Source organism: Alkalibacterium iburiense (genome assembly GCF_039521845.1).
Lineage (GTDB): Bacteria > Bacillota > Bacilli > Lactobacillales > Carnobacteriaceae_A > Alkalibacterium > Alkalibacterium iburiense.
Map to the genome: position 1 here is coordinate 25,419 of NZ_BAAACW010000020.1, position 20,054 is coordinate 45,472.

General features: G+C 39.1%; 18 protein-coding genes. 15 read left to right on the plus strand and 3 right to left on the minus strand.

Annotated elements, in window-relative coordinates; all coding sequences use genetic code 11:
- Positions 1-232 precede the first annotated feature (232 nt).
- Positions 233-1,786, plus strand: coding sequence for a SulP family inorganic anion transporter (locus ABDZ53_RS01540; protein ID WP_343753279.1), 1,554 nt, complete (start codon positions 233-235; stop codon positions 1,784-1,786).
- Positions 1,787-1,842: 56 nt separating this feature from the next.
- Here ABDZ53_RS01540 and ABDZ53_RS01545 read toward each other — a convergent pair whose 3' ends face one another.
- Both ABDZ53_RS01545 and ABDZ53_RS01550 read right to left on the minus strand, forming a co-directional pair.
- Positions 1,843-3,765 carry a right-handed parallel beta-helix repeat-containing protein gene (locus tag ABDZ53_RS01545; protein WP_343753280.1) on the minus strand — a complete coding sequence of 641 codons (1,923 nt, stop codon included), beginning with the start codon at positions 3,763-3,765 and terminating at the stop codon, positions 1,843-1,845.
- Positions 3,766-4,003: 238 nt separating this feature from the next.
- On the minus strand, positions 4,004-4,171 hold the full coding sequence (locus tag ABDZ53_RS01550) for a hypothetical protein (protein ID WP_343753281.1): 168 nt from the start codon (positions 4,169-4,171) through the stop codon (positions 4,004-4,006).
- Positions 4,172-4,572: 401 nt separating this feature from the next.
- Here ABDZ53_RS01550 and ABDZ53_RS01555 point away from each other — a divergent pair, with 401 nt between their 5' ends.
- From ABDZ53_RS01555 to ABDZ53_RS01615, 13 genes are all read left to right on the plus strand, one after another.
- Positions 4,573-4,887, plus strand: a complete 315-nt coding sequence (locus ABDZ53_RS01555; protein ID WP_343753282.1) for a PTS sugar transporter subunit IIB — start codon at positions 4,573-4,575, stop codon at positions 4,885-4,887.
- 24 nt (positions 4,888-4,911) lie between these two features.
- Positions 4,912-6,189: a PTS cellobiose transporter subunit IIC gene (gene celB / locus ABDZ53_RS01560; RefSeq protein ID WP_343753284.1), complete on the plus strand. Its 1,278-nt coding sequence runs from the start codon at positions 4,912-4,914 to the stop codon at positions 6,187-6,189.
- 76 nt (positions 6,190-6,265) lie between these two features.
- A complete protein-coding gene (locus ABDZ53_RS01565; protein WP_343753286.1) occupies positions 6,266-6,577 on the plus strand; it encodes a PTS sugar transporter subunit IIA in 312 nt (103 codons plus the stop codon).
- Between the two features lie 12 nt (positions 6,578-6,589).
- Complete coding sequence (locus ABDZ53_RS01570; RefSeq protein ID WP_343753288.1) at positions 6,590-7,975, plus strand: glycoside hydrolase family 1 protein; 1,386 nt, start codon at positions 6,590-6,592, stop codon at positions 7,973-7,975.
- Positions 7,976-8,058: 83 nt separating this feature from the next.
- Positions 8,059-9,987: a BglG family transcription antiterminator gene (locus ABDZ53_RS01575; protein ID WP_343753290.1), complete on the plus strand. Its 1,929-nt coding sequence runs from the start codon at positions 8,059-8,061 to the stop codon at positions 9,985-9,987.
- Positions 9,988-10,139: 152 nt separating this feature from the next.
- Entirely contained in the window at positions 10,140-10,844 is a 705-nt protein-coding gene (gene rnc, locus ABDZ53_RS01580; RefSeq protein WP_343753292.1) for a ribonuclease III, read from the plus strand.
- Between the two features lie 45 nt (positions 10,845-10,889).
- On the plus strand, positions 10,890-14,477 hold the full coding sequence (gene smc, locus ABDZ53_RS01585) for a chromosome segregation protein SMC (RefSeq protein ID WP_343753294.1): 3,588 nt from the start codon (positions 10,890-10,892) through the stop codon (positions 14,475-14,477).
- Positions 14,467-15,279 carry a Cof-type HAD-IIB family hydrolase gene (locus tag ABDZ53_RS01590; RefSeq protein ID WP_343753296.1) on the plus strand — a complete coding sequence of 271 codons (813 nt, stop codon included), beginning with the start codon at positions 14,467-14,469 and terminating at the stop codon, positions 15,277-15,279. The genes smc and ABDZ53_RS01590 overlap by 11 nt, the downstream gene beginning before the upstream one ends.
- Before the next feature lie 55 nt (positions 15,280-15,334).
- A complete protein-coding gene (ftsY, locus tag ABDZ53_RS01595; protein WP_343753298.1) occupies positions 15,335-16,390 on the plus strand; it encodes a signal recognition particle-docking protein FtsY in 1,056 nt (351 codons plus the stop codon).
- Positions 16,391-16,408: 18 nt separating this feature from the next.
- The gene (locus tag ABDZ53_RS01600) at positions 16,409-16,756 is read left to right on the plus strand and encodes a putative DNA-binding protein (RefSeq protein ID WP_343753300.1); all 348 of its coding nucleotides are present in this window, start codon (positions 16,409-16,411) and stop codon (positions 16,754-16,756) included.
- A 7-nt stretch (positions 16,757-16,763) separates the two neighbouring features.
- Positions 16,764-18,194, plus strand: a complete 1,431-nt coding sequence (gene ffh, locus ABDZ53_RS01605; RefSeq protein WP_343753302.1) for a signal recognition particle protein — start codon at positions 16,764-16,766, stop codon at positions 18,192-18,194.
- A 309-nt stretch (positions 18,195-18,503) separates the two neighbouring features.
- The gene (locus ABDZ53_RS01610; RefSeq protein ID WP_343753305.1) at positions 18,504-18,872 is read left to right on the plus strand and encodes a hypothetical protein; all 369 of its coding nucleotides are present in this window, start codon (positions 18,504-18,506) and stop codon (positions 18,870-18,872) included.
- A gap of 46 nt (positions 18,873-18,918) precedes the next feature.
- Positions 18,919-19,233 carry a hypothetical protein gene (locus ABDZ53_RS01615; RefSeq protein WP_343753307.1) on the plus strand — a complete coding sequence of 105 codons (315 nt, stop codon included), beginning with the start codon at positions 18,919-18,921 and terminating at the stop codon, positions 19,231-19,233.
- Here the strand turns inward: ABDZ53_RS01615 and ABDZ53_RS01620 are convergent.
- Entirely contained in the window at positions 19,204-19,539 is a 336-nt protein-coding gene (locus ABDZ53_RS01620) for a hypothetical protein (protein WP_343753309.1), read from the minus strand. The genes ABDZ53_RS01615 and ABDZ53_RS01620 overlap by 30 nt on opposite strands.
- Positions 19,540-19,732: 193 nt before the next feature.
- Here ABDZ53_RS01620 and rpsP point away from each other — a divergent pair, with 193 nt between their 5' ends.
- Complete coding sequence (rpsP, locus tag ABDZ53_RS01625) at positions 19,733-20,005, plus strand: 30S ribosomal protein S16 (protein ID WP_343753311.1); 273 nt, start codon at positions 19,733-19,735, stop codon at positions 20,003-20,005.
- Positions 20,006-20,054: the final 49 nt, after the last annotated feature.

The following is a 20,054-nucleotide window of genomic DNA, read 5'->3' on the forward strand; positions in this document are numbered from 1 at the left end:
ACCATAAAATACTCTTACATGGATTGGATTAAATGAATCGATTAAGGGTTCACATATTAGTCTTAATTTATTCACAATTCTATTAATCCTCATCCTATACCATTGTAACCGATTAAACTTATACTGCCATTTCAATTTTTACTATAATAATTAATCTTAGACTTAATTAAAATTTGATAAAATAAACCTATATGTTAATATATTGAAGGTATAACTATTCAAGGAGGATTTTATGTTAGATAGAATAAAAAATAAATTTAATAGAGAAAGGCTTGCTGAAAAATATCACTCAGTCAATTTTAAAAATGAAATTTTAGCAGGATTAACTGTAGCATTAGCTCTTATTCCAGAATCAGTGGCCTTTGCCTTTGTAGCAGGTGTGAGTCCAATATTGAGTCTACAAACAGCAGTAGTTGTTGGATTCGTTGCCTCATTATTTACAGGGAGACCAGGTATGATTAACTCATCCACGGCTGCTATTTCAGTTGTTATGGCTGGTTTAATCGCTACCCACGGGTTAGAGTACTTGTTTGCCGCTGTTGTCCTGATGGGTATTATTCAATTATCCATAGGTATTCTCAAACTCGGTAAATATGCTCGTATGATTCCGTATCCGGTTATGTTAGGGTTCTTAAATGGTTTGTCTCTTGTTATTTTAATATCACAGTTTGATCTTTTTAAAGTCAATACAACGACTGGAAGAGACTGGATGGCTGGCTTTGACTTAGGTATTATGCTTTTATTTGTAGCCATAACGATGGCTATTATTCACTTTTTCCCTAAGCTTACAAAAGCTATTCCTTCCAGCTTGATGGCTATTATTGTCATTACTGTTCTAGCTGTCATCGTAGAGCTATCGACCGGCTATCACTTACAAACGGTGCAGGATTTTGCAGGAATGACTTTACAAGGTGGACTGCCTGAGTTTTATGTTCCTCAAGTCCCTCTGACCTTAGAGACATTCCAGATTATTCTTCCTTATGCTTTAATTGCAGGTTTAGTCGGCTTAACTGAGGCCGTGCTAACTCTTAGAGTCATTGATGAAATGACTAAGACGAAGGGGAATACGAATAAAGAAATCGTTGCTCAAGGTTTAGCTAACGTCGTCAATGGTTTCTTTGGTGGTATGGGCGGAGACGCTATGATTGGGCAATCGATTATTAACATTAAATCGGGAGGACGCACACGCATATCTGCATTGGTGGCTCCATTATTCTTGCTCATTTTCATTATGTTCGGATCAAGCGTTATAAACTTGATTCCTCTGGCTGCCTTGGCAGGGGTTATGTTTATGGTCGTTATCGGGACATTTAAATGGGAAAGCTTTAAATACGCCGGCAAGATTCCTAAACAAGACATTGTCGTCATGATAGCTGTTACACTAATCACTATCTTTGCTGACTTAGCCACAGCGGTTATCTCTGGAGTTGTGCTGTCAGCTTTGGCCTTTGCATGGAAAAAGGGAACAGAAGCGGAAGCAGTAACTACTCACGATAGTGACGGTTCTAAAACTTATCACTTAAACGGTTCTGTTTTCTTTGGCTCAGTTCTAAACTTCCAAGATTTGTTTACACCGAATGAAGATCCGGACCATGTCATTTTTGACTTTAAAAATGCTAAAGTCATGGACTATTCTGGAGTAGAATCCTTCAATGCCGTTATTGAAAAGTATGATGCATTAGGTAAAACAGTCACTTTAAGACATGTGGGCAGTTATAGTCATGGACTTTTCAGAAAAGCAAAAGATTTGACCATTATTAAAAAAGACACAATTGAATCCACATAAAGAAAAAAGAGAAGCTTGCCTAGGTCAATATGACTTAAGCAAGCTTCTTTCTATTATTAGCCCCAAACTTTAATCCGATTTTTACCGGCTTTCAAGTTGGATAGAGGACCGAGAACCGTTTGTCCTTCTTTTTTATTGTTGAGCAAATCTGTATCCAGAACGACTGCGCTGCCATCCGGATTTTCAAATTCAACATCCGTTAAGCGCACGCGTTCTAATGTGTGCGTAGAATGAACATCTCCAAGGAAGTCTTCGAAATTATCTGGGAGATTGATTTCGATATAAACTTCTTTACCTTCATCTACTAGTTTAAACTCAGGGTTATGGTCAGAGACTATATTGGTTTCTTCTCTATCAAAAGCCTGTGCACCGTTAAAGTAGGCATTCTGATTAATATAAACAGGTTGTTCGACTTTATTAAAAGCCCCATGATCACTACCAGTTGTATCATGCACACTGTCAATATATTCTTCAAGGGAAGTGGTGTAGCCATTGTAGTGATCCGTCCCGACTTCTTCAATGCCTTCTTCTCCAATAAAGATATTGTTATACCAGCGATCGTCTCCACCATAAACAGGGGCGAAGCCTTTAATATCCGTGCTGTGCGGTTCATGGTAAGGAGTGGAACGATCCAGCATTTTTCGGTGTTCCATATGCCCGCGAACAATATTATTAACAAAAGCGCCACCTTGAGCGTGATTATCCAAGGCATAATCAGCCGTTAAGATATTATGATCTATAATAAATGGTCCACTGCTGACTTCAACGAATAAGTCGCGATTGTTATTGTAGAAAATATTACGGCTTACACGTGTGCCTTGTAACTGCCAGTCTAACCAAATACCTAATGAACAATCATGAATACGGTTGTCATGGATTTGGGTATCAATGGCGGCATGCAGTTTAATCCCAGCTATCTCATGTCCGTAAAACTGACGTTTAATTGCGATGTTATAAATATGGTTGTTGTATACTTCACTGAAGACACAGCCCAAGTGTCCAACTATCCCATTTTGACCACAATCAAAAATGGTGTTATTTCTAATGATATGAGAACCAACTGTTTCTCTGCTCCAGCCTTGTTTTTTTGCTTGGAAGACTGTTTCTATTTGATAATGGTAACCGGGCTTATCTTGACGTTTTGAATAATGGTTGTCTCCAGTTGAATAAGCTTTACCCATACTGATTCCACTACATTTGGAGTCATGGACACTATTGTCTTCAATAATCCAACCCTTACTCCAGTGAGGACCAATTAAGCCCGGCTGATCAGCAGTAGGGGGAGTCCAAGGAGTTGCGGCTTGGGCCAATTCAAAGCCTTTAACAGTGATATAATCCATACCCGTCTGTTTTGGATAGAAAACAGATTTTCTGACGTTAATTTCTGTTAGTTCTTCATTCGGATTGTATTCATGGAAATTAGCGTAGATAGTAGTGTTTTCTTCATCGACTTCGGTATACCACACATATTTAGTTTGCTTTGGATCATGAGAAGGGATCTGTTTACCTGTCCAGTGATCCACCATTTCAGACACTTCTTCACCTTTGTGGACTTCTTCAAGTGTTTCCACTTCATAAAATGATTTTCCATTTAAATAAACTTCACCTAGATGACGACCCGGGTTATAGACGACCCAATCTCCATAGATTTTTTCTTTATACGGGTTGTAATCTCCGAAAAATTCATTCGGAATAACCACTTTCCATACAGATTTATCCAGTTTTTCCCACGTATCAATCTGCTCGGATCCTTTGATGACCACTTTTTCTCCATCAGCTGCTTTATACGTAATGCGTCTCCATTCGCTTAATCCGGGATGCTTAGGGTTAACCCATTCACGGTAAACTCCTTCATGAACAATGACTGTATCACCAGCAGTTGCCACAGAAGCTGCTTTATTTATTGTTAAAAATGGATTCTCTTTCGTTCCATCAGAACTATCTAATCCTTTTTTTGAAACATGATAGACACGTACCAATTGACATTCCTCCTCTATAGTATTAATTAAATTATAGAACAGATGAGAGCGGATGCATAGGCAATGTCTTGTCATTCGTTGGACATTATTTGTTATTTTAGAATAAAAAAACCTCACTATTCCTATTAAGAAATAGCGAGGTATTTACTAAGTAGTTTTTTGAGTCAAACTTTCTAGTATTTCTCTGACTTCTTCATAAATCTCTTGGAGAATTATTTTTTCATCTTCTGTAAGTGCCTTAACATTTTTTGGTAAAATCCATTTTGTCATCGTTACTGATGAGAGCTATCTGCTCAAGTAAATCTGAAATAATCATTTGTTTTCGCTCAATAGGCATGCGAGATTTAGAAACAGCAAGCACATTTTCGCGATAGTTCTTAGCCGTAGCTAACATATAGGCTTTCACAATCCTTCTGCTTTTTTAGCACTTTTGTATTCTACTATATTACCTTATTTTCAGTAAGTAATCACATTTTGTTAATATAAGACCAGAAAAAATCTAAGTTAAAGACACACTTCCGTCACAAAAGATAGATAAAACCTTGCAATCACAGGCTTTCATGTTTTAGTTGACGAAAGAAAAATATAATAGTTATTGTTTTCACAATCATTTTTTTATCATTAATTAAATGCTAGTCAGTATTTTTAATTACATCCATAATTTGAGAGTCTTTTAAAAAAACATTTTATAACTAGTGAATATAAACTATTTCCGTTTCGATACGGAAATTATACATGTGGTTATGAAACCGTTGTTACAGTAGTATAAGACTTGTCAAAACAAACTATCAAAAAGGAGAATGTATAATGGTAAATATTTTACTGGCCTGTTCATCAGGTATGTCAACTAGTTTACTCGTTTCAAAAATGGAAGCGGCAGCAAAAGAGAAAGGGATCGAAGCAACTATCTGGGCAGTTGCTCAAGATAAAGCTGAGACAGATTTGAAGAAAGCAGATGTGCTTTTAATCGGTCCTCAAATGCGTTTCATGAAGAAAAAATTAGAAAAATTTGGCAATGAGCAAGGTGTGCCAGTGGATGTCATTAATCCGGTTGATTACGGAAGAGTAAATGGAGCGGCTGTTTTAGAGACCGCTTTAGAATTAATAGAAAAAAATAGTTAAAAGCGGACTTTAGGAGGAAACACAGTGAATCGTTTTATGGAGATTTTAGAAGATGTTTTAATGCCGATTGCGGATAAATTAAACAATAATCGGTATTTAACAGCTTTAAGAAATGGATTTATGGTAGCCTTACCACTCATTATATTTGGATCCATTTTCGTGGTTATTGCAAACTTGCCATTTTTAGATAGAATTTTAAGTGAAGAAGCTTATACTGCTTATCAAAATGCTTTAGGACCTGCTTCAGCAGCTACATTAAGTATTATGGGATTATTTGTTATTATCGGTATTGGTTATAAGATGGTTGAACAAAGAGGCGGCGAAGCTATTTACGGTGGAGTTGTGGCTTTAGGCTCTTTCCTTATTTTAACACCTCAAGTCGTTGAAGGCGTTGCTGGAGTTATTCCAACTGCAGCTTTAGGTGCTGAAGGGATGTTCGTAGGGATTATTACAGCTTTTATTGCAGCTGAATTATATCAATGGTTTGTAAGAAAAGACTTTACAATTAAAATGCCTGAAGGAGTACCCAGTGCGGTTTCACGATCATTCAGTTCATTGATTCCAGTATCTTTTACTTTAACAGCCTTTTTAGTCCTGCGTGTTCTATTCAGTTTCACAGGTTTTGAAACGGTTCAAAACTTTGTTTACACTATTATTCAACAACCATTAACAGCTTTAGGTAGCGGTCTACCGGCTACATTAATTGCGGTATTACTGATCCAAGTGTTCTGGTTCTTCGGTTTACATGGACAGATTATTGTTAACTCTATTTTTGACCCTATCTGGTATGCTTTAAACGATCAAAACTTTTCAGCTTTTCAAGCGGGAGAAGAGTTACCAAACATCGTCACAAAACAATTCATCGATACGTTCTTAGTCGGTATGGGTGGAACAGGTATGACATTGATGGTCTTAATTATGATTTTCTTTGTCGCAAAAAGCCGTCAAATGCGTGAGTTAGCTAAGTTAGGTGGACCATCTGGAATATTTAACGTTAATGAACCAGTCATTTTCGGTCTACCGATTGTTATGAATCCATTAGTGCTTATTCCATGGATACTTGCACCAGTTATCGTTGCCGCGGTTACTTACTTTGCGATGTCCGTTGGCTTTGCTCCAAGACCTGCAGGCGTAATTGTTCCTTGGACAACACCTGTTTTACTAAGTGGTTACTTGGCAACAGGTAACAACATTATGGGTGCCGTTATGCAATTAATTAATATGGGGATAGTAGGACTTGTTTGGTTCCCGTTCATCAAATTACTAGACAGACAATATTACGGAGAAGAACAAACTATTTAAAAAATGATGATAAAGTTGGATGTCCATCTATCAGGTGGTGTTCAACTTTTTATCAGTCATAGATTAGGAGATTATTATGGACGATAAAATAAACGAAATTGCTTTTCAAATTATCCTTTATGCTGGAAATGGGAAATCAAGTGCTATGGAAGCTATCCAGGAAGCAAAAGAGGGGAACTTTGAAGAAGCTGAGGCTAAAATTAAAGAGGCCGGAGAAGAATTAAGTAAAGCTCACGGCTTTCAAACGGAACTTCTTCATAAAGAAGCGCGTGGTGAAGGAGAAGCGATTAATATCATTTTAATTCATGCTCAAGATCATTTAATGACATCTATGATGTTGAAAGATTTAGCAGCTGAATTTGTCGATTTATATAAATTACAACAGTAGGAGGAAGCATTCATGTCTTTACAGTATCAATTCCCGAGTGATTTTTGGTGGGGAAGTGCCGCATCTGCCGCTCAAACGGAAGGAAGCCACAATGGAACAACTGGACGAACAATTTGGGACGAATGGTTTGAAAAAGAAGAGAATCGATTTTTTGAAGGTGTAGGTCCAAAAGAAACATCTGATTTTTACAATCGTTATAAAGAAGATATTAAAAACATGAAAGAAATTGGACATAACACGTTTCGTATGTCTATTTCATGGGCCCGATTAATTCCTGGAGGAGAAGGAGAAGTTAACGAAGAAGCCGTTACTTTTTACAATGCTGTCATTGATGAACTGCTTGCTCAAGGAATTGAACCGTTTGTCAATCTTTTCCACTTTGATATGCCTATTGAAATGCAGGAAAAAGGCGGATGGGAAAACAGAGAAGTGATCGATGCTTACGTAACCTATGCTCAGAAAGCATTTGAATTGTTTGCAGATAGAGTATCCAAGTGGTTTACGTTTAACGAGCCTATCGTACCGGTCGAAGGCGGGTATCTCTATGATTTCCATTACCCAAATATCGTTGATGCTAAAAAGGCTTTTCAAGTGGCTTATCATACTATTATTGCCCACGCTAAAGTCGTTGAGTTGTATCACCAAAACTACGACGGCAAGATCGGTATTATTTTAAACTTAACTCCGTCTTACCCGCGTAGCGAGAACCCTGCAGATTTAAAAGCCGCTCATATTTGTGACTTGTTCTTTAACAGAAGCTTCTTAGACCCTGTTGTTAAAGGGGAGTTTCCTGAAGACTTGATTGCTTTACTAAAAGAATACGATCACCTTCCTGAAACAGCGGAAGAAGATTCTGTATTGCTTAAAGAGAACACTGTTGATATACTAGGTGTTAACTATTACCAGCCAAGACGTGTAAAAGCAAAAGATCATGCCCCAAACACGGAAGGACCATTTATGCCTGACTGGTTCTTTGATAATTATGAAATGCCAGGAAGAAAAATGAATGTCTACCGCGGATGGGAGATATATGAAAAAGGAATTTACGATATCATGATTAATTTAAAAGATAATTATGGTAATATCGAATCCTTTATCTCAGAAAATGGGATGGGTGTTCAAGATGAACAGCGCTTCATTAAAGAAGGTCGCATCGAAGATGACTACCGTATTGACTTCATCAAAGAGCACCTGAAATGGCTACACCGTGCTATTGAAGAAGGGGCTAATGTCAAAGGGTATCACTTATGGACATTCATGGATAACTGGTCATGGATGAATGCTTATAAGAACCGTTATGGTTTCTTCTCAGTAAACCTAGATACACAAGAAAGAACAGCTAAAAAGAGTGCTTACTGGTTTGCCGACGTTTCTAAGCAAAACGGTTTTGATCATTAATAGGAGTAAAAAAGCGCAGTGAAGTTGCTGCGCTTTATTTCTTTTTTGCTGTAAAACAGGCCAAAGAAAAGGAGGTTTTGTGTATGGAAAGACGTCTTGAAATAATATTGAAAGAATTTATGCGTTCGACTAGTTCAGTGACGAGTCAGTATTTAAGTCAAGTATTAGAAGTGTCTTCACGAACAATCCGAGACGATATAAAAGAACTGAATCAGGCACTAAGTGACTACGGGACTCATATAAAGTCTACTCGAGGGATAGGCTATCATTTGGTCGTGGAAGATGATGAAGCCTTCAGACAATTCCTTAACAGTCAAAGCAAAAGCCAATTGCCTAATTCTTCAGACGAGCGGATTCAATACATCCTGAATACTCTTCTTTTGGCTGATGATTATATTAAATTAGATGATTTAGCTGATGAGATTCATGTCAGTAAATCGACTCTCCAAATGGATTTAAAAGCCATTCGGGCTATTTTGAACAATTATTCTCTTACATTAAATAGTCTACCTAATTATGGGCTGAAAATTGAAGGCGAAGAATTGAACCGGCGTTTTGCTATATCCGAATATAGCTTTAATCGTTCAGATAAGGGACCGGACTTAGTATGGCTGGATCAACTGGCTAAAATTGTCCATTCAGATAGAGAAACCCTTATGACTATCTGGCAGTTACTCATCCGTCAGTTAGGTGAAAACACGGTCACACTCTCTGACATAGCCATGAACAATCTGTTTGTTCATATTGCTATAGCTTATAAACGTATTAATAAAGGGCATCATATTGATTTGATTCCACAGGATCTAAAAGAGATTGAAAGGCAGAGTGAATACACGGTCGCCTTATCTATTATTAAAGAAATTGAAAAAGCTTGGGATGTTCATTTTCCGGCTAATGAAATAGCTTATATCACTATTCATTTAATGGGGACTAGAATGGTGAATAAAGCCAATCTTTCCGAAGATGATGTAGATGACATTATGGATAAACAAGTGCGAAAAATGGCATTGAAAATGCTTGATTCCATTGATGAGGAACTGAACTTAGGTATAAAGGAAGATAAAGAGCTTCTAATAGGTCTGTGTCTCCATTTAAAACCCGCCATGAATCGCTTTAAATATGGAATGAACATTAGAAACCCGATGCTGGAAGACATTAAAAGTAATTATCCTCTTGCTTTTGAGGCGGCTTTAATTGCTTCTCTTGTTTTAGATAGCGAATTAAATATCTCAATTGATGAAAACGAGGTGGCGTATCTCGCTCTGCATATTGGGGCAGCGATTGTTCGTAAAAAAGCCGACAATACCCCTAAACGGTGCTATATTGTCTGTGCCTCTGGAGTCGGGAGTGCTCAACTTATTCGTTACCGTATTGAGTCTGAGTTTCGCACTCAAATTCAGGTCGTTGGGATGAGTGAATACTATAAAATTCAATCCATTCCTTTCGACTCCATTGATTTTATAATAAGTTCTGTTCCGGTATCAGAAACTCTACCCGTACCTGTTATTGAAGTAGGGGCTATTTTAGGAGACAGCGATCTAATGAAAATAGAAAAACATGTCCAGTCCTCTCAAAATAAAATTAGAGACTATATTCCTCAAGAGAACACTTATTTAAATCAAGCCTTTACGACTAAAGAAGAAGTCATTGAGTTTTTATCTGATCAGGCTCAGAAAAAAGATGACTTACCTGAAAATTATGTTGACTTGGTGTATGAAAGAGAGGCTATTGCTCCCACGTCATATGGGAATTTAGTGGCCATTCCTCACCCGATTAGACCTTTAGCCAGTCGCACGTATTTGACCATATGTACGTTGAAAAAACCAATAAACTGGGAAGACAGGAAAGTACAGTTTGTGTGCTTGTTGAATGTTGAGAAGAATAGCCAAGACAACCTGCAGGATATGTATGATATGCTAGGCCGTATCGTCAATGACCCTGACCTCATTCAACAGCTTATCCAGGCTCAGGATTATCAATCTTTTCTATCAACCATTTTAAAAAATAGTTAGTCCGTATAAAGAAGCTATCTCAGATTTTAGAGATAGCTCTTTTTTATGTGTGCTTTCTTGAAATTGCTGGCTGCAGAGCTGATAGATTGTTTATTTTTACTGTGAAATCAAGTATACTTAGAAAGGTATAGTCTTTAAAGGAGGGAAGTTGAATGACAAAGAAGATTATCAATCATATTGAGAAAGAATTCGGTGTGACATTTCGACATGTTGAAACGTTGACTGAAGCCTTTACTCATTCATCCTATGCGAATGATCATCGGGATAAAGCGATTAAGAATTTAGAGCGTTTAGAATTTTTAGGAGACGCGGTTATTGAGTTAACTGTGTCAGAATACTTATACAAGAAATTTCCGAACCATCCTGAAGGCCAGCTGACTCGTATGCGTGCGTCTATCGTAAGACAGGAGAGTCTGGCTTCCTTGGCAAAAGAGCACCGTCTACATGAATTTGTGCGCTTAGGCAAAGGGGAGGAGCAGATGAACGGGAGAAGCCGAACATCGCTTCTATGTGATTTGTTTGAAGCCTTCGTCGGTGCTGTCTTTGTAGACCAAGGAATGGACACGGTCGTAGACATTCTTCAAAAGGTATTGTTTCCTAAAATTGATTCTGGTGCTTTCTCGCATGGGATGGATTATAAGACCGCTTTACAAGAACTGCTTCAGAAAAATGGAGTTGTAACGATTCAGTATAAAATCGTAGATAAACGAGGCCCTGACCACGAAAGAGAATTTGTAGTGGAAGTGTATGTTGAAGGGGATTCTTTTGGACGCGGAGTGGGTCGATCTAAAAAAAGAGCCGAACAAGCAGCCGCTAAGCAAGCACTAGATATGCTTGAAGAAGCGAATGAATCGTAGTATTCATACAAATGGGAAGGATACTATGAAGGAGAGAACAATAGAGTGCAATTAAAACGATTAGAAATCAAGGGCTTTAAGTCCTTTGCAGATAAAACGGTCCTGGACTTTACAGGAGGCATAACAGCAGTTGTCGGACCGAACGGAAGTGGAAAATCCAACATCATTGAAGCCATTCGCTGGGTTATGGGTGAACAGTCTGCCCGAACTTTACGCGGAGGGCGGATGCATGATGTGATTTTTGCCGGTTCAGATTCTCGCAAACCTATAAACATTGCAGAAGTCACTCTCGTTTTAGACAACGAGGATGACTTTCTTCCTATTGACTTTGAAGAAGTGAGCGTGACTCGTCGGATTAACCGCAATGGAGACAGTGATTATTTCATTAATCGAGAAAGCTGTCGTCTAAAAGACATTGTGGATTTATTCATGGACTCGGGATTAGGAAAAGAATCCTTCTCCATTATCTCTCAAGGTCAAGTCGAAGCGATTTTCAATAGTAAAGCAGAGGACAGACGTGCTATATTTGAAGAAGCCGCCGGTGTTTTAAAATATAAAAAACAAAAAGAAAAAGCGGAAAGAAAGTTATTTGAAACACAAGATAACTTAGACCGGGTTCAGGATATTTTATTTGAATTGAAAGGCCAGGTCGAACCCCTTAAAGAACAGAAAGACAAAGCCGAGTCATATGTGAATCAGAAAGAAGAACTCACTGATTTAGATATTGCTTTGTCTGTGATGAAAATTGATGAGTATGTAGCTGAACAAAAAGAAAGCAAAGATAAAATTGAGCACTTAACCCAGCAAGCAACTCATTTGACTGAACAAATGGAAGAACAAGCAGCGTTAATCAAAGAGAAAAAGGGCTTATTGCAGGACTTGAAAGCCAGACGCGATTTGCTTCAGGAAAAAACGATCGAATCGGTTCAACTCATTGAACGTACCGAAGCCCGTCTGCGTTTAGTTGAAGAAAAAGAGCGCCATAAAGATGCATTCTTATCTGAAAAACAAGCCAGCATTCAAAAAGAAATGAGCTTGCTAGAATCCCTTCAAACGGAGTTAAAAGAAACCAGTGCCGAACATGCGTCGCATTTAGAAGCCATTAAAGCCTACAAGCTGGATCACAAACGGTTAGAAGACCAGTTACATCGGTTGATGGGGAATAAAGAAGAAGCGATGGAAGCTTTGCGTTCCGACTATATTGAGGCGATGCAAAGCAAAACGTCTTTCCGTAATGAAGAAACGTATTTAGAAAGACAATTGCAACAAGCCACCGTGTCTTCTGACAAACACAAGCAATCAATGGATGCTATTACTGAAAAAATGGCTACTACTCAAGCTTTACTAACAGACAAAGAGGCACAGTTAGCTGAACGCTCGAAAGAAATCGACGACTTGCTTCGCTCGTATGCTGAAACGAAAGAAATTTTAGACCAGATTCAGGAGTCTTTCAGTCAGAAAACGCAGCGTCTTCAGCAGTTAACGAATCAGCTGCACCGTGCCCAAGCGAAACAAGCCAGCTTGATTGAGATGCAGGAAAACTATGCCGGTTACTTTGCGGGTGTGAAAGCTGTGATGAAAGCGAAACACCATTTGAGTGGGATTGTCGGGACAGTCGCTGATCAGATTGATGTGCCTACTGACTATACCGAAGCAATAGATATTGTGTTAGGTTCAGCCAGTCAGTTTGTTATCGTTGAGGATGAAAAAGCAGGTAGAGAAGCCATCCAGCACTTGAAACAGAAAAAAGCCGGACGTGCGACTTTCTTACCTTTAACAACGATTAAAAAACGCTATTTGTCTGCCACATATAAAAGCAGTGCCCAGACAGTGGACGGCTATATCGGAGTAGCCAGCGAACTGATTCAATTTGACGAGAAAGTGGCTCCGGTTATTGAAAACCTTCTAGGGAATACCATTGTGGCTAAAGATTTACAGTCCGCAAACACAATCGCCCGATCAGTTCAATTTAATGTCCGTGTCGTCAGTTTAGATGGAGACGTCATGAATGCTGGAGGATCGATGACAGGTGGTGGAGGCAAACGCTCTTCCAATGCTCATCTCTTCTCTCAGAAAAAAGAAGAAAAAGCCTTACGCATTGAAATTGATGAATTGGAAAAAACGATTCAGTTGCGCGAAAAGGATATAGAAGAAGACCGTGAGTCGGTTTCTCGATTGACAAAAGACTTAGAAAAGAAAAGACAGTTGGGTGAAGACAAACGCTTAGAAGAGAAGCAGCTTGAAAATGAGGTCAGTCAGCTAAAAGAAACGGCAACGCGTTTAGAGCGTGAGAAAAAAGGCTTGCTTTATGAACAAGATGAGTCGACTGCCGACGTCAGTGCTTTAATTGACCAGTTAAAAACAATCCGATTGAACCTGAAAGAAGCCGAAGACACCGTTGAACGTATTCATACAGAAATGACCCATTTGTCTAGCGAAAAAGAAGACAGAGAAACACAAAAAGAACGCATAGAATCTGAGAGACAAGCGATTCTCGATAAGTGGAACGATGAAAGAGAAGCTCTTGCTTCCATCCGGACAAGAAAAGAGAGTTTGGAAAATCAGATTCACCAGACACAAGAAACGATTCGTGCGCTACAGACGGACCGGGAAGAATTTGAAAAAGGGGAAGCTTTAGAGTCGAAAGAAGAATTGGAAGCGACTCTTCACACACTTAAAGACACGTTAGCGTCTTTAAAAGAAGAAGAAAGAGAACTGAGAGACGAGCAAGGTCAGCTAGAAGAAACCGTGGCCCAGCTGGAAGAGAAAAATGAAACAGCTGCTGGCAAACGGACTTATCTACTGGATGAGAAGAACGCCTTGGATATTCAGTATTCTCGTCATGATGTGTCGATTGACCACTTACTGGAGTATCTATCAGAAGAGTATGCCATCAGTTATGAGGAAGCGAAACTCAATCAACCCGCTGAAATCAATAGAGAAGAGACACAAAAACGCGTCAAACTATTGAAAAAAGGCATAGAAGAATTAGGACCTGTGAACCTTTCTTCTATTGAAGAGTACGAACGCGTGTCTGAACGCTATGAGTTCTTATCCACTCAGCAACATGATTTGCTTGAAGCGAAAGAGCAACTCTACGATACAATGGATCAGATGGATCAGGAAGTGAAGAAACGCTTCTTTGAAACCTTCAGTCAAGTCAAAGAGCAATTTGCGATTGTCTTTCCACGTATGTTTGGTGGAGGAAAAGCGGAACTGCGCTTAACCGATCCGAATGACTTGCTGCATTCAGGTATAGAAATCATTGCTCAGCCCCCTGGAAAGAGATTGCAGTCACTGAGTCTGCTTTCAGGAGGAGAACGGGCATTAACGGCTTTATCTTTACTGTTTGCCATTATAGAAGTCCGTCCGATTCCGTTTTGTATTTTAGACGAAGCAGAAGCGGCACTAGATGAAGCCAACGTCACGCGCTTCGGACGGTACCTGCATGAATTTGCCACAGATACTCAGTTTATTGTCATCACCCACCGAAAAGGAACCATGGAAGAAGCGGATTCCTTATACGGTGTCACGATGAAAGAAAAAGGGGTATCGAAATTAGTCTCTGTTCATTTAAAAGAGATTGAAGAACAACTAGAAGAGAACTCAGATGGAGGAAATTATGTCAATTAAGCTGGTCGCCATTGATTTAGATGGCACATTACTCAACAGTCACAATCAAGTATCCACTGAAAATAAAGAAGCGATTCAAAAAGCAAAAGATCAGGGCGTCAAAGTGGTCTTAGTTACCGGACGCCCTTTAAAAGGGATGCTCCACATTTTAGAGGAGTGTAACTTGCTGGAAGAAGGTGATATCGGTTTGACCTATAACGGCGGATTGGTTCAGTGGACTCACTCGGGTGAAACCTTAAGGCAGATTGCCTTACCGAAAGAGGATGTTCTGGATGTCTATGCTTTGAGTGAAAAATTAGAACTCCCGTGTAACTTCATCGATTTGGATACGGTCTATGAACCGCGTTACCCATCTGGGAAGAAGTCTTTGTACCCAAGTGTTATGAAGGCTTTACCTGCCAAACCGATTGACTTGGATGACTTACCTGAAGAATTCCCGATTAACAAAATCGTCATGAGCTGGCACGCTGAAGAATTAGACCAGAAAATTCCTCTTATCCCTGACATTTATCATGAGCGCTACACGATTTTTAAATCGCGTCGTAATTTGCTTGAAGTACTGCCTAAATCAGTGGATAAAGGGAAAGGCCTTCATTTATTAAGTGAAGTCTTAGGTATTCCTGTTTCTGACATGATGGCCATTGGCGATCAGGAAAATGATTTAGCCATGGTCCAAGAAGCGGGCATGGGTGTGGCGATGGGAAATGCCACTCAACTAGTGAAAGATGCCGCTCAAGTGATCACGAAAACTAATGATGAACATGGCGTTGCTTATGCTATAGAACAATATGTGTTAAACTAGTGAGAAGGTAGGACTGTTCTACTACATTAAATAATAGAGAAAGAGTGAAGCCGATATGGGATTGTTTGATAAAATAAAATCCGCTTTTACAGGCGGAGTTAATGAACCTGAATCTCAGGTAGATGAAACATCAACGGCTAAAAACACGTCACTGGAACCTGAAGACACGAAAAAAGAGACCGAGCAATATGAAAAAGGTCTGAAAAAATCACGTGTGTCTTTTACCAGACGTTTAAATGAGTTATTAGCTAACTTTCGTTATGAAGACGAAGAGTTCTTTGAAGAATTAGAAGACTTGCTTATTGAGTCAGACGTCGGTTTTGAAGCGACTATGGAAATTGCGGATAAACTGAGGTACGAATCAAAAGTTGAAAATGTCCGCAGTATGGCTGATGCCGAACGCGTCATCGTTGAAACGATGGTCGATATGTACGGGGAGACGAATCCGGATCACCATTATTTCAATGAAAACCCAGATGGCTTAACGGTCGTTTTGTTCGTTGGCGTAAATGGGGTTGGAAAGACAACGACTATTGCTAAAATGGCCCATCAGTATATTGACCAAGGTAAGAAAGTCGTTATGGCTGCCGGAGACACATTCCGTGCCGGAGCTATTGAACAGCTTCATGTATGGGGAGAGCGAGTCGGCGCAGAAGTGATTTCAACTAAGCAAGGCGGAGACCCTGCTGCAGTCGTTTATGACAGTATTAAAACGGCTCAAGAGTCTCACGCGGATGTTTTGCTTATTGATACAGCCGGTCGTTTACAGAATAAGAAAAACTTGATGAACGAGTTGCAGAAGATGAGACGTGTGATTACGCGAGAGATTCCGGATGCGCCGCATGAAACGCTATTGGTTTTAGATGCGACTACAGGACAGAATGCGTTGAGTCAGGCCAAGATTTTTAAAGAAACAACGGACGTAACAGGCATTGTGTTAACGAAAATGGACGGTACCGCTAAAGGTGGGATTGTCCTGGCCATCGGAAAAGAACTGGGTATTCCGGTTAAATTCGTTGGTTTAGGTGAAACGATGGATGACTTGCATCCGTTTGATACAGAGAAATTTGCTTATGGTTTATTTAAAGAGTTAATTGAACAAACAGTATAATAAAGGTGGATGAAGTGAATGGTTCTTGAAAAAACATTACGTATGAACAGCTTATTTTCTTTTTATCGTCCACTCTTAACGGATAAGCAGCAAGAGTATATGCAATTATATTATGGAGATGACTATTCTCTCGGTGAAATTGCGGACGCTTTTTCAGTGAGCCGTCAAGCGGTTTATGATAATATCAAGCGATCTGAAGTGATTTTACTTGATTATGAAGAAAAGTTACATCTCGTAGAAGATTTTAAGAAAAAACAAGAAGCTGTGAAGGCCTTGAGCCAATATGCTTCAAAACACTATAAAGAGGATAGCCGTTTACTCGAGTTGATTGAAGCGGTCAATCTGGATTCATTAAGAGAGGAATGAGTAGGGTATGGCCTTTGAAGGATTAACAGGTCGATTACAAGATGCCTTTTCGGGTCTGCGCAAAAAAGGGAAGGTGTCCGAATCTGACGTACAAGAAGTGATGCGTGAGGTTCGTCTGGCATTATTAGAAGCAGACGTAAACTATAAAGTGGTGCGTAATTTTGTTAAAACGGTTCGCGAAAAAGCACTGGGAGAAGAAGTGCTTGGCAGCTTGAACGGTGGCCAGCAAGTCGTTAAAATCGTTAATGATGAATTAACGGAATTAATGGGTGGCGAGCAGGAAAAAATTGTCTTTGCTGAACCGGGTCAAGGTCCGACAGTCTATATGATGACAGGGCTTCAAGGGGCAGGTAAAACTACCACTGCCGGTAAGTTAGCCAATTACTTACGTAAGCAAGAGAAGAAAAAACCTTTGATGGTAGCGGCGGATATTTACCGTCCGGCTGCGATTGATCAGCTTCAAAACCTCGGAGAACAGTTGGATATTCCTGTATTCAGTATGGGAGACCAAGTGAGCCCGGTTGAGATTGCTGAAAAAGGAATTCAACAAGCCATTGATGATAACAGAGACGTTGTTATCATTGATACAGCCGGTCGTTTGCACATCGATGAAGACTTAATGAATGAGTTGGAAGATGTTAAAGCGGCAGTTAATCCGCACGAGATTTTCTTAGTCGTGGATGCGATGACAGGTCAAGACGCGGTTAACGTAGCCGATTCCTTTAACGAAAGACTGGAAATCAGCAGTGTCATCTTAACTAAATTAGATGGAGACACACGTGGGGGTGCCGCACTCTCTATTCGTTCGGTTACGAATAAGCCGATTAAATTTACCGGTACCGGTGAAAAACTGGATGCGATAGAGCCATTCTATCCTGACCGTATGGCTAACCGTATTTTGGGTATGGGAGATATTCTTACTTTAATCGAACGTGCCCAGCAGGAAGTCGATGAAGACCGTGCAGCCGAGATGGCAGAAAAGATGCGCGAAAACAGATACGACTTCAATGACTTCATTGAACAGATGGATCAAATGCAAAACATGGGACCGATGGAAGATTTAATTAAAATGATTCCTGGGATGAACCAAGTACCTGGTATTGCGGACTTTGAAATGGATCCGAAAGACATTGCTCATATGAAAGCTATCGTCTTATCCATGACTCCAGAAGAACGTGAAAATCCAGAAATTTTATCTCAAAAACGCAGACGCCGTATTGCAAAAGGGTCAGCGAGAGATATTGCCGAAGTCAACCGTTTAATTAAACAGTTCAAACAGTCTAGAGACATGATGAGTAAAATGTCCAAAGGAAATATGGGCGGTATGGAACAAATGCTTGGCGGCGGAGTCAAAGGGAAGTTAGGCAAGATGGCTATGAGCGGCATGGCTAAACGCAATAAGAGAAAGAAAAAGAAGAAAATCAGACGCAAAAAATAATAAGTCGGAAAGTAGGCGAAGTTAAATGCTTCGTCTATTTTTTTGAGTAAAATAGTATGAATAATGACACTTGAAGGTCATAATTCTAGAGTAAGTATCATTACTTGACGTTTGAGTGAGACTTAGTCAAAAAATTGAAGGAGTAACTGTCATTAATCGACGTTTGAATGACACTTAATCAATAAAATTAGAGAGTAACTGTCATTAATCGAGTTAATATAGTGATTTTATTTAAGTCATTAGTCTATTGTGTCGTTTACCTAACTCTGATAAACTTCAATTAAACAGTTTCATGAAGGAGGAGAAACGATGATCACACTCAATCGACAGACTGGATTCATAGGTGTAGGATTGAGTATGACAATAAAGGTAGATGATGAAAAAGTCGAAAGCATTTTAGAAAATCACACACGTGAGGTAGAGTTAAATCGTGACAAAGCAACTATACGAGTCACTCAACTCGGTATTAAGAGTAATGAAATTGAAGTAAGTGGTGGAGAGCACCTTATTCTTAAAATGAGACCTTGGGTCAAATATGCGATTATCTTATTACTTCTATCGGTTTTATTGATTTCTCTAATCAGTTTTCCATGGAGCTTCACCAATGAACTACTAGCGTATATTCTTATTTTTGCAGCGTATTTAGGTGCTTTTTTTTCTTTGACGCTAATGATCTAAGACTTGCTGGTAGTTCTTTAGTAACTAAATAAAAGGAGGGAGTTACTTGAAACGTAAAGTTCCATTCTATTTCAAATTAGGACTCTTTTTGCTGAGTGCTTATTTTATTTACTTTATTTCAAGTGGGATGCATGTCGTATCCGAATATAATATGTGGCTAGGATTTTTACTGGTATTACTTTTATCTGTTGGTTCACTGATCTCACTCATTCTAGCCGCCCGAAAAGACAAGCGCTTTTATCCAACGTATTTTTTTCTATTTATAGCTATGCTACAAATTTTATTTACTATTGACGCTTATCTTTTACCGGAAGCGGGCGGAGTGCCGCCGTTAATCCCAATACATTTTTTCGTCAACTAACTGTTTCAATTTCTCCAGTTCGATTTCAGTAGGGATGTCTGAGTTAGTCGTAAACTGATTGATGCGATTTGAAGACACTCCTAAATATGTTTCTAATTCTTCATTGGTTAAAACGTCTCGATCAATCAAGTCTTCCACTCTTGCCATATAAATTAAACTTTCGACTTCGTGGTCAGATAATTCGTCTTCAACTGAAAATTCCATGAATAAGAGTTCTTTTAAGGAATTGATATCCATTAATGCACCGATTCCTTTAGCTAAAAGCTTAATTTGTCGCATGATAAAATCCTGGTCTTCTATAGACATGATGCAGCCTCCTCGTTTTGTCTAGTTTACCATAAAAACCGAATTTATTTTCGCCTGTAAAGAAAAAACACTTTACAAACTTTTAATAGCATGGTATGATACATATCGTGAGTTTGAAAGAGACTAAAACTCAAGAATATTTCTTTATCAATTAAGAAATTCCACATAAAAATAATTCAGGAGGTGCAAGTAAATGGCAGTAAAAATTCGCATGAAACGTATGGGTTCTAAAAGAAATCCTTTTTACCGTTTAGTTGTTGCTGATTCACGTTCTCCACGTGATGGACGTATCATTGAACAAGTTGGAACATACAACCCTGTATCTGAACCAGCTCAAGTCAACATCGACGAAGAGTTAGTAATGAAATGGTTAAGAGATGGCGCTAAACCATCTGATACAGTTAAAAAATTGTTATCATCTAAAGGTTTAATGGAAAAATACCACAACGAAAAATATAGCAAATAAGTGTAAGTTTTGAATGAAGAAAAGAATCGCATACAGTGCTGTGCCGTTT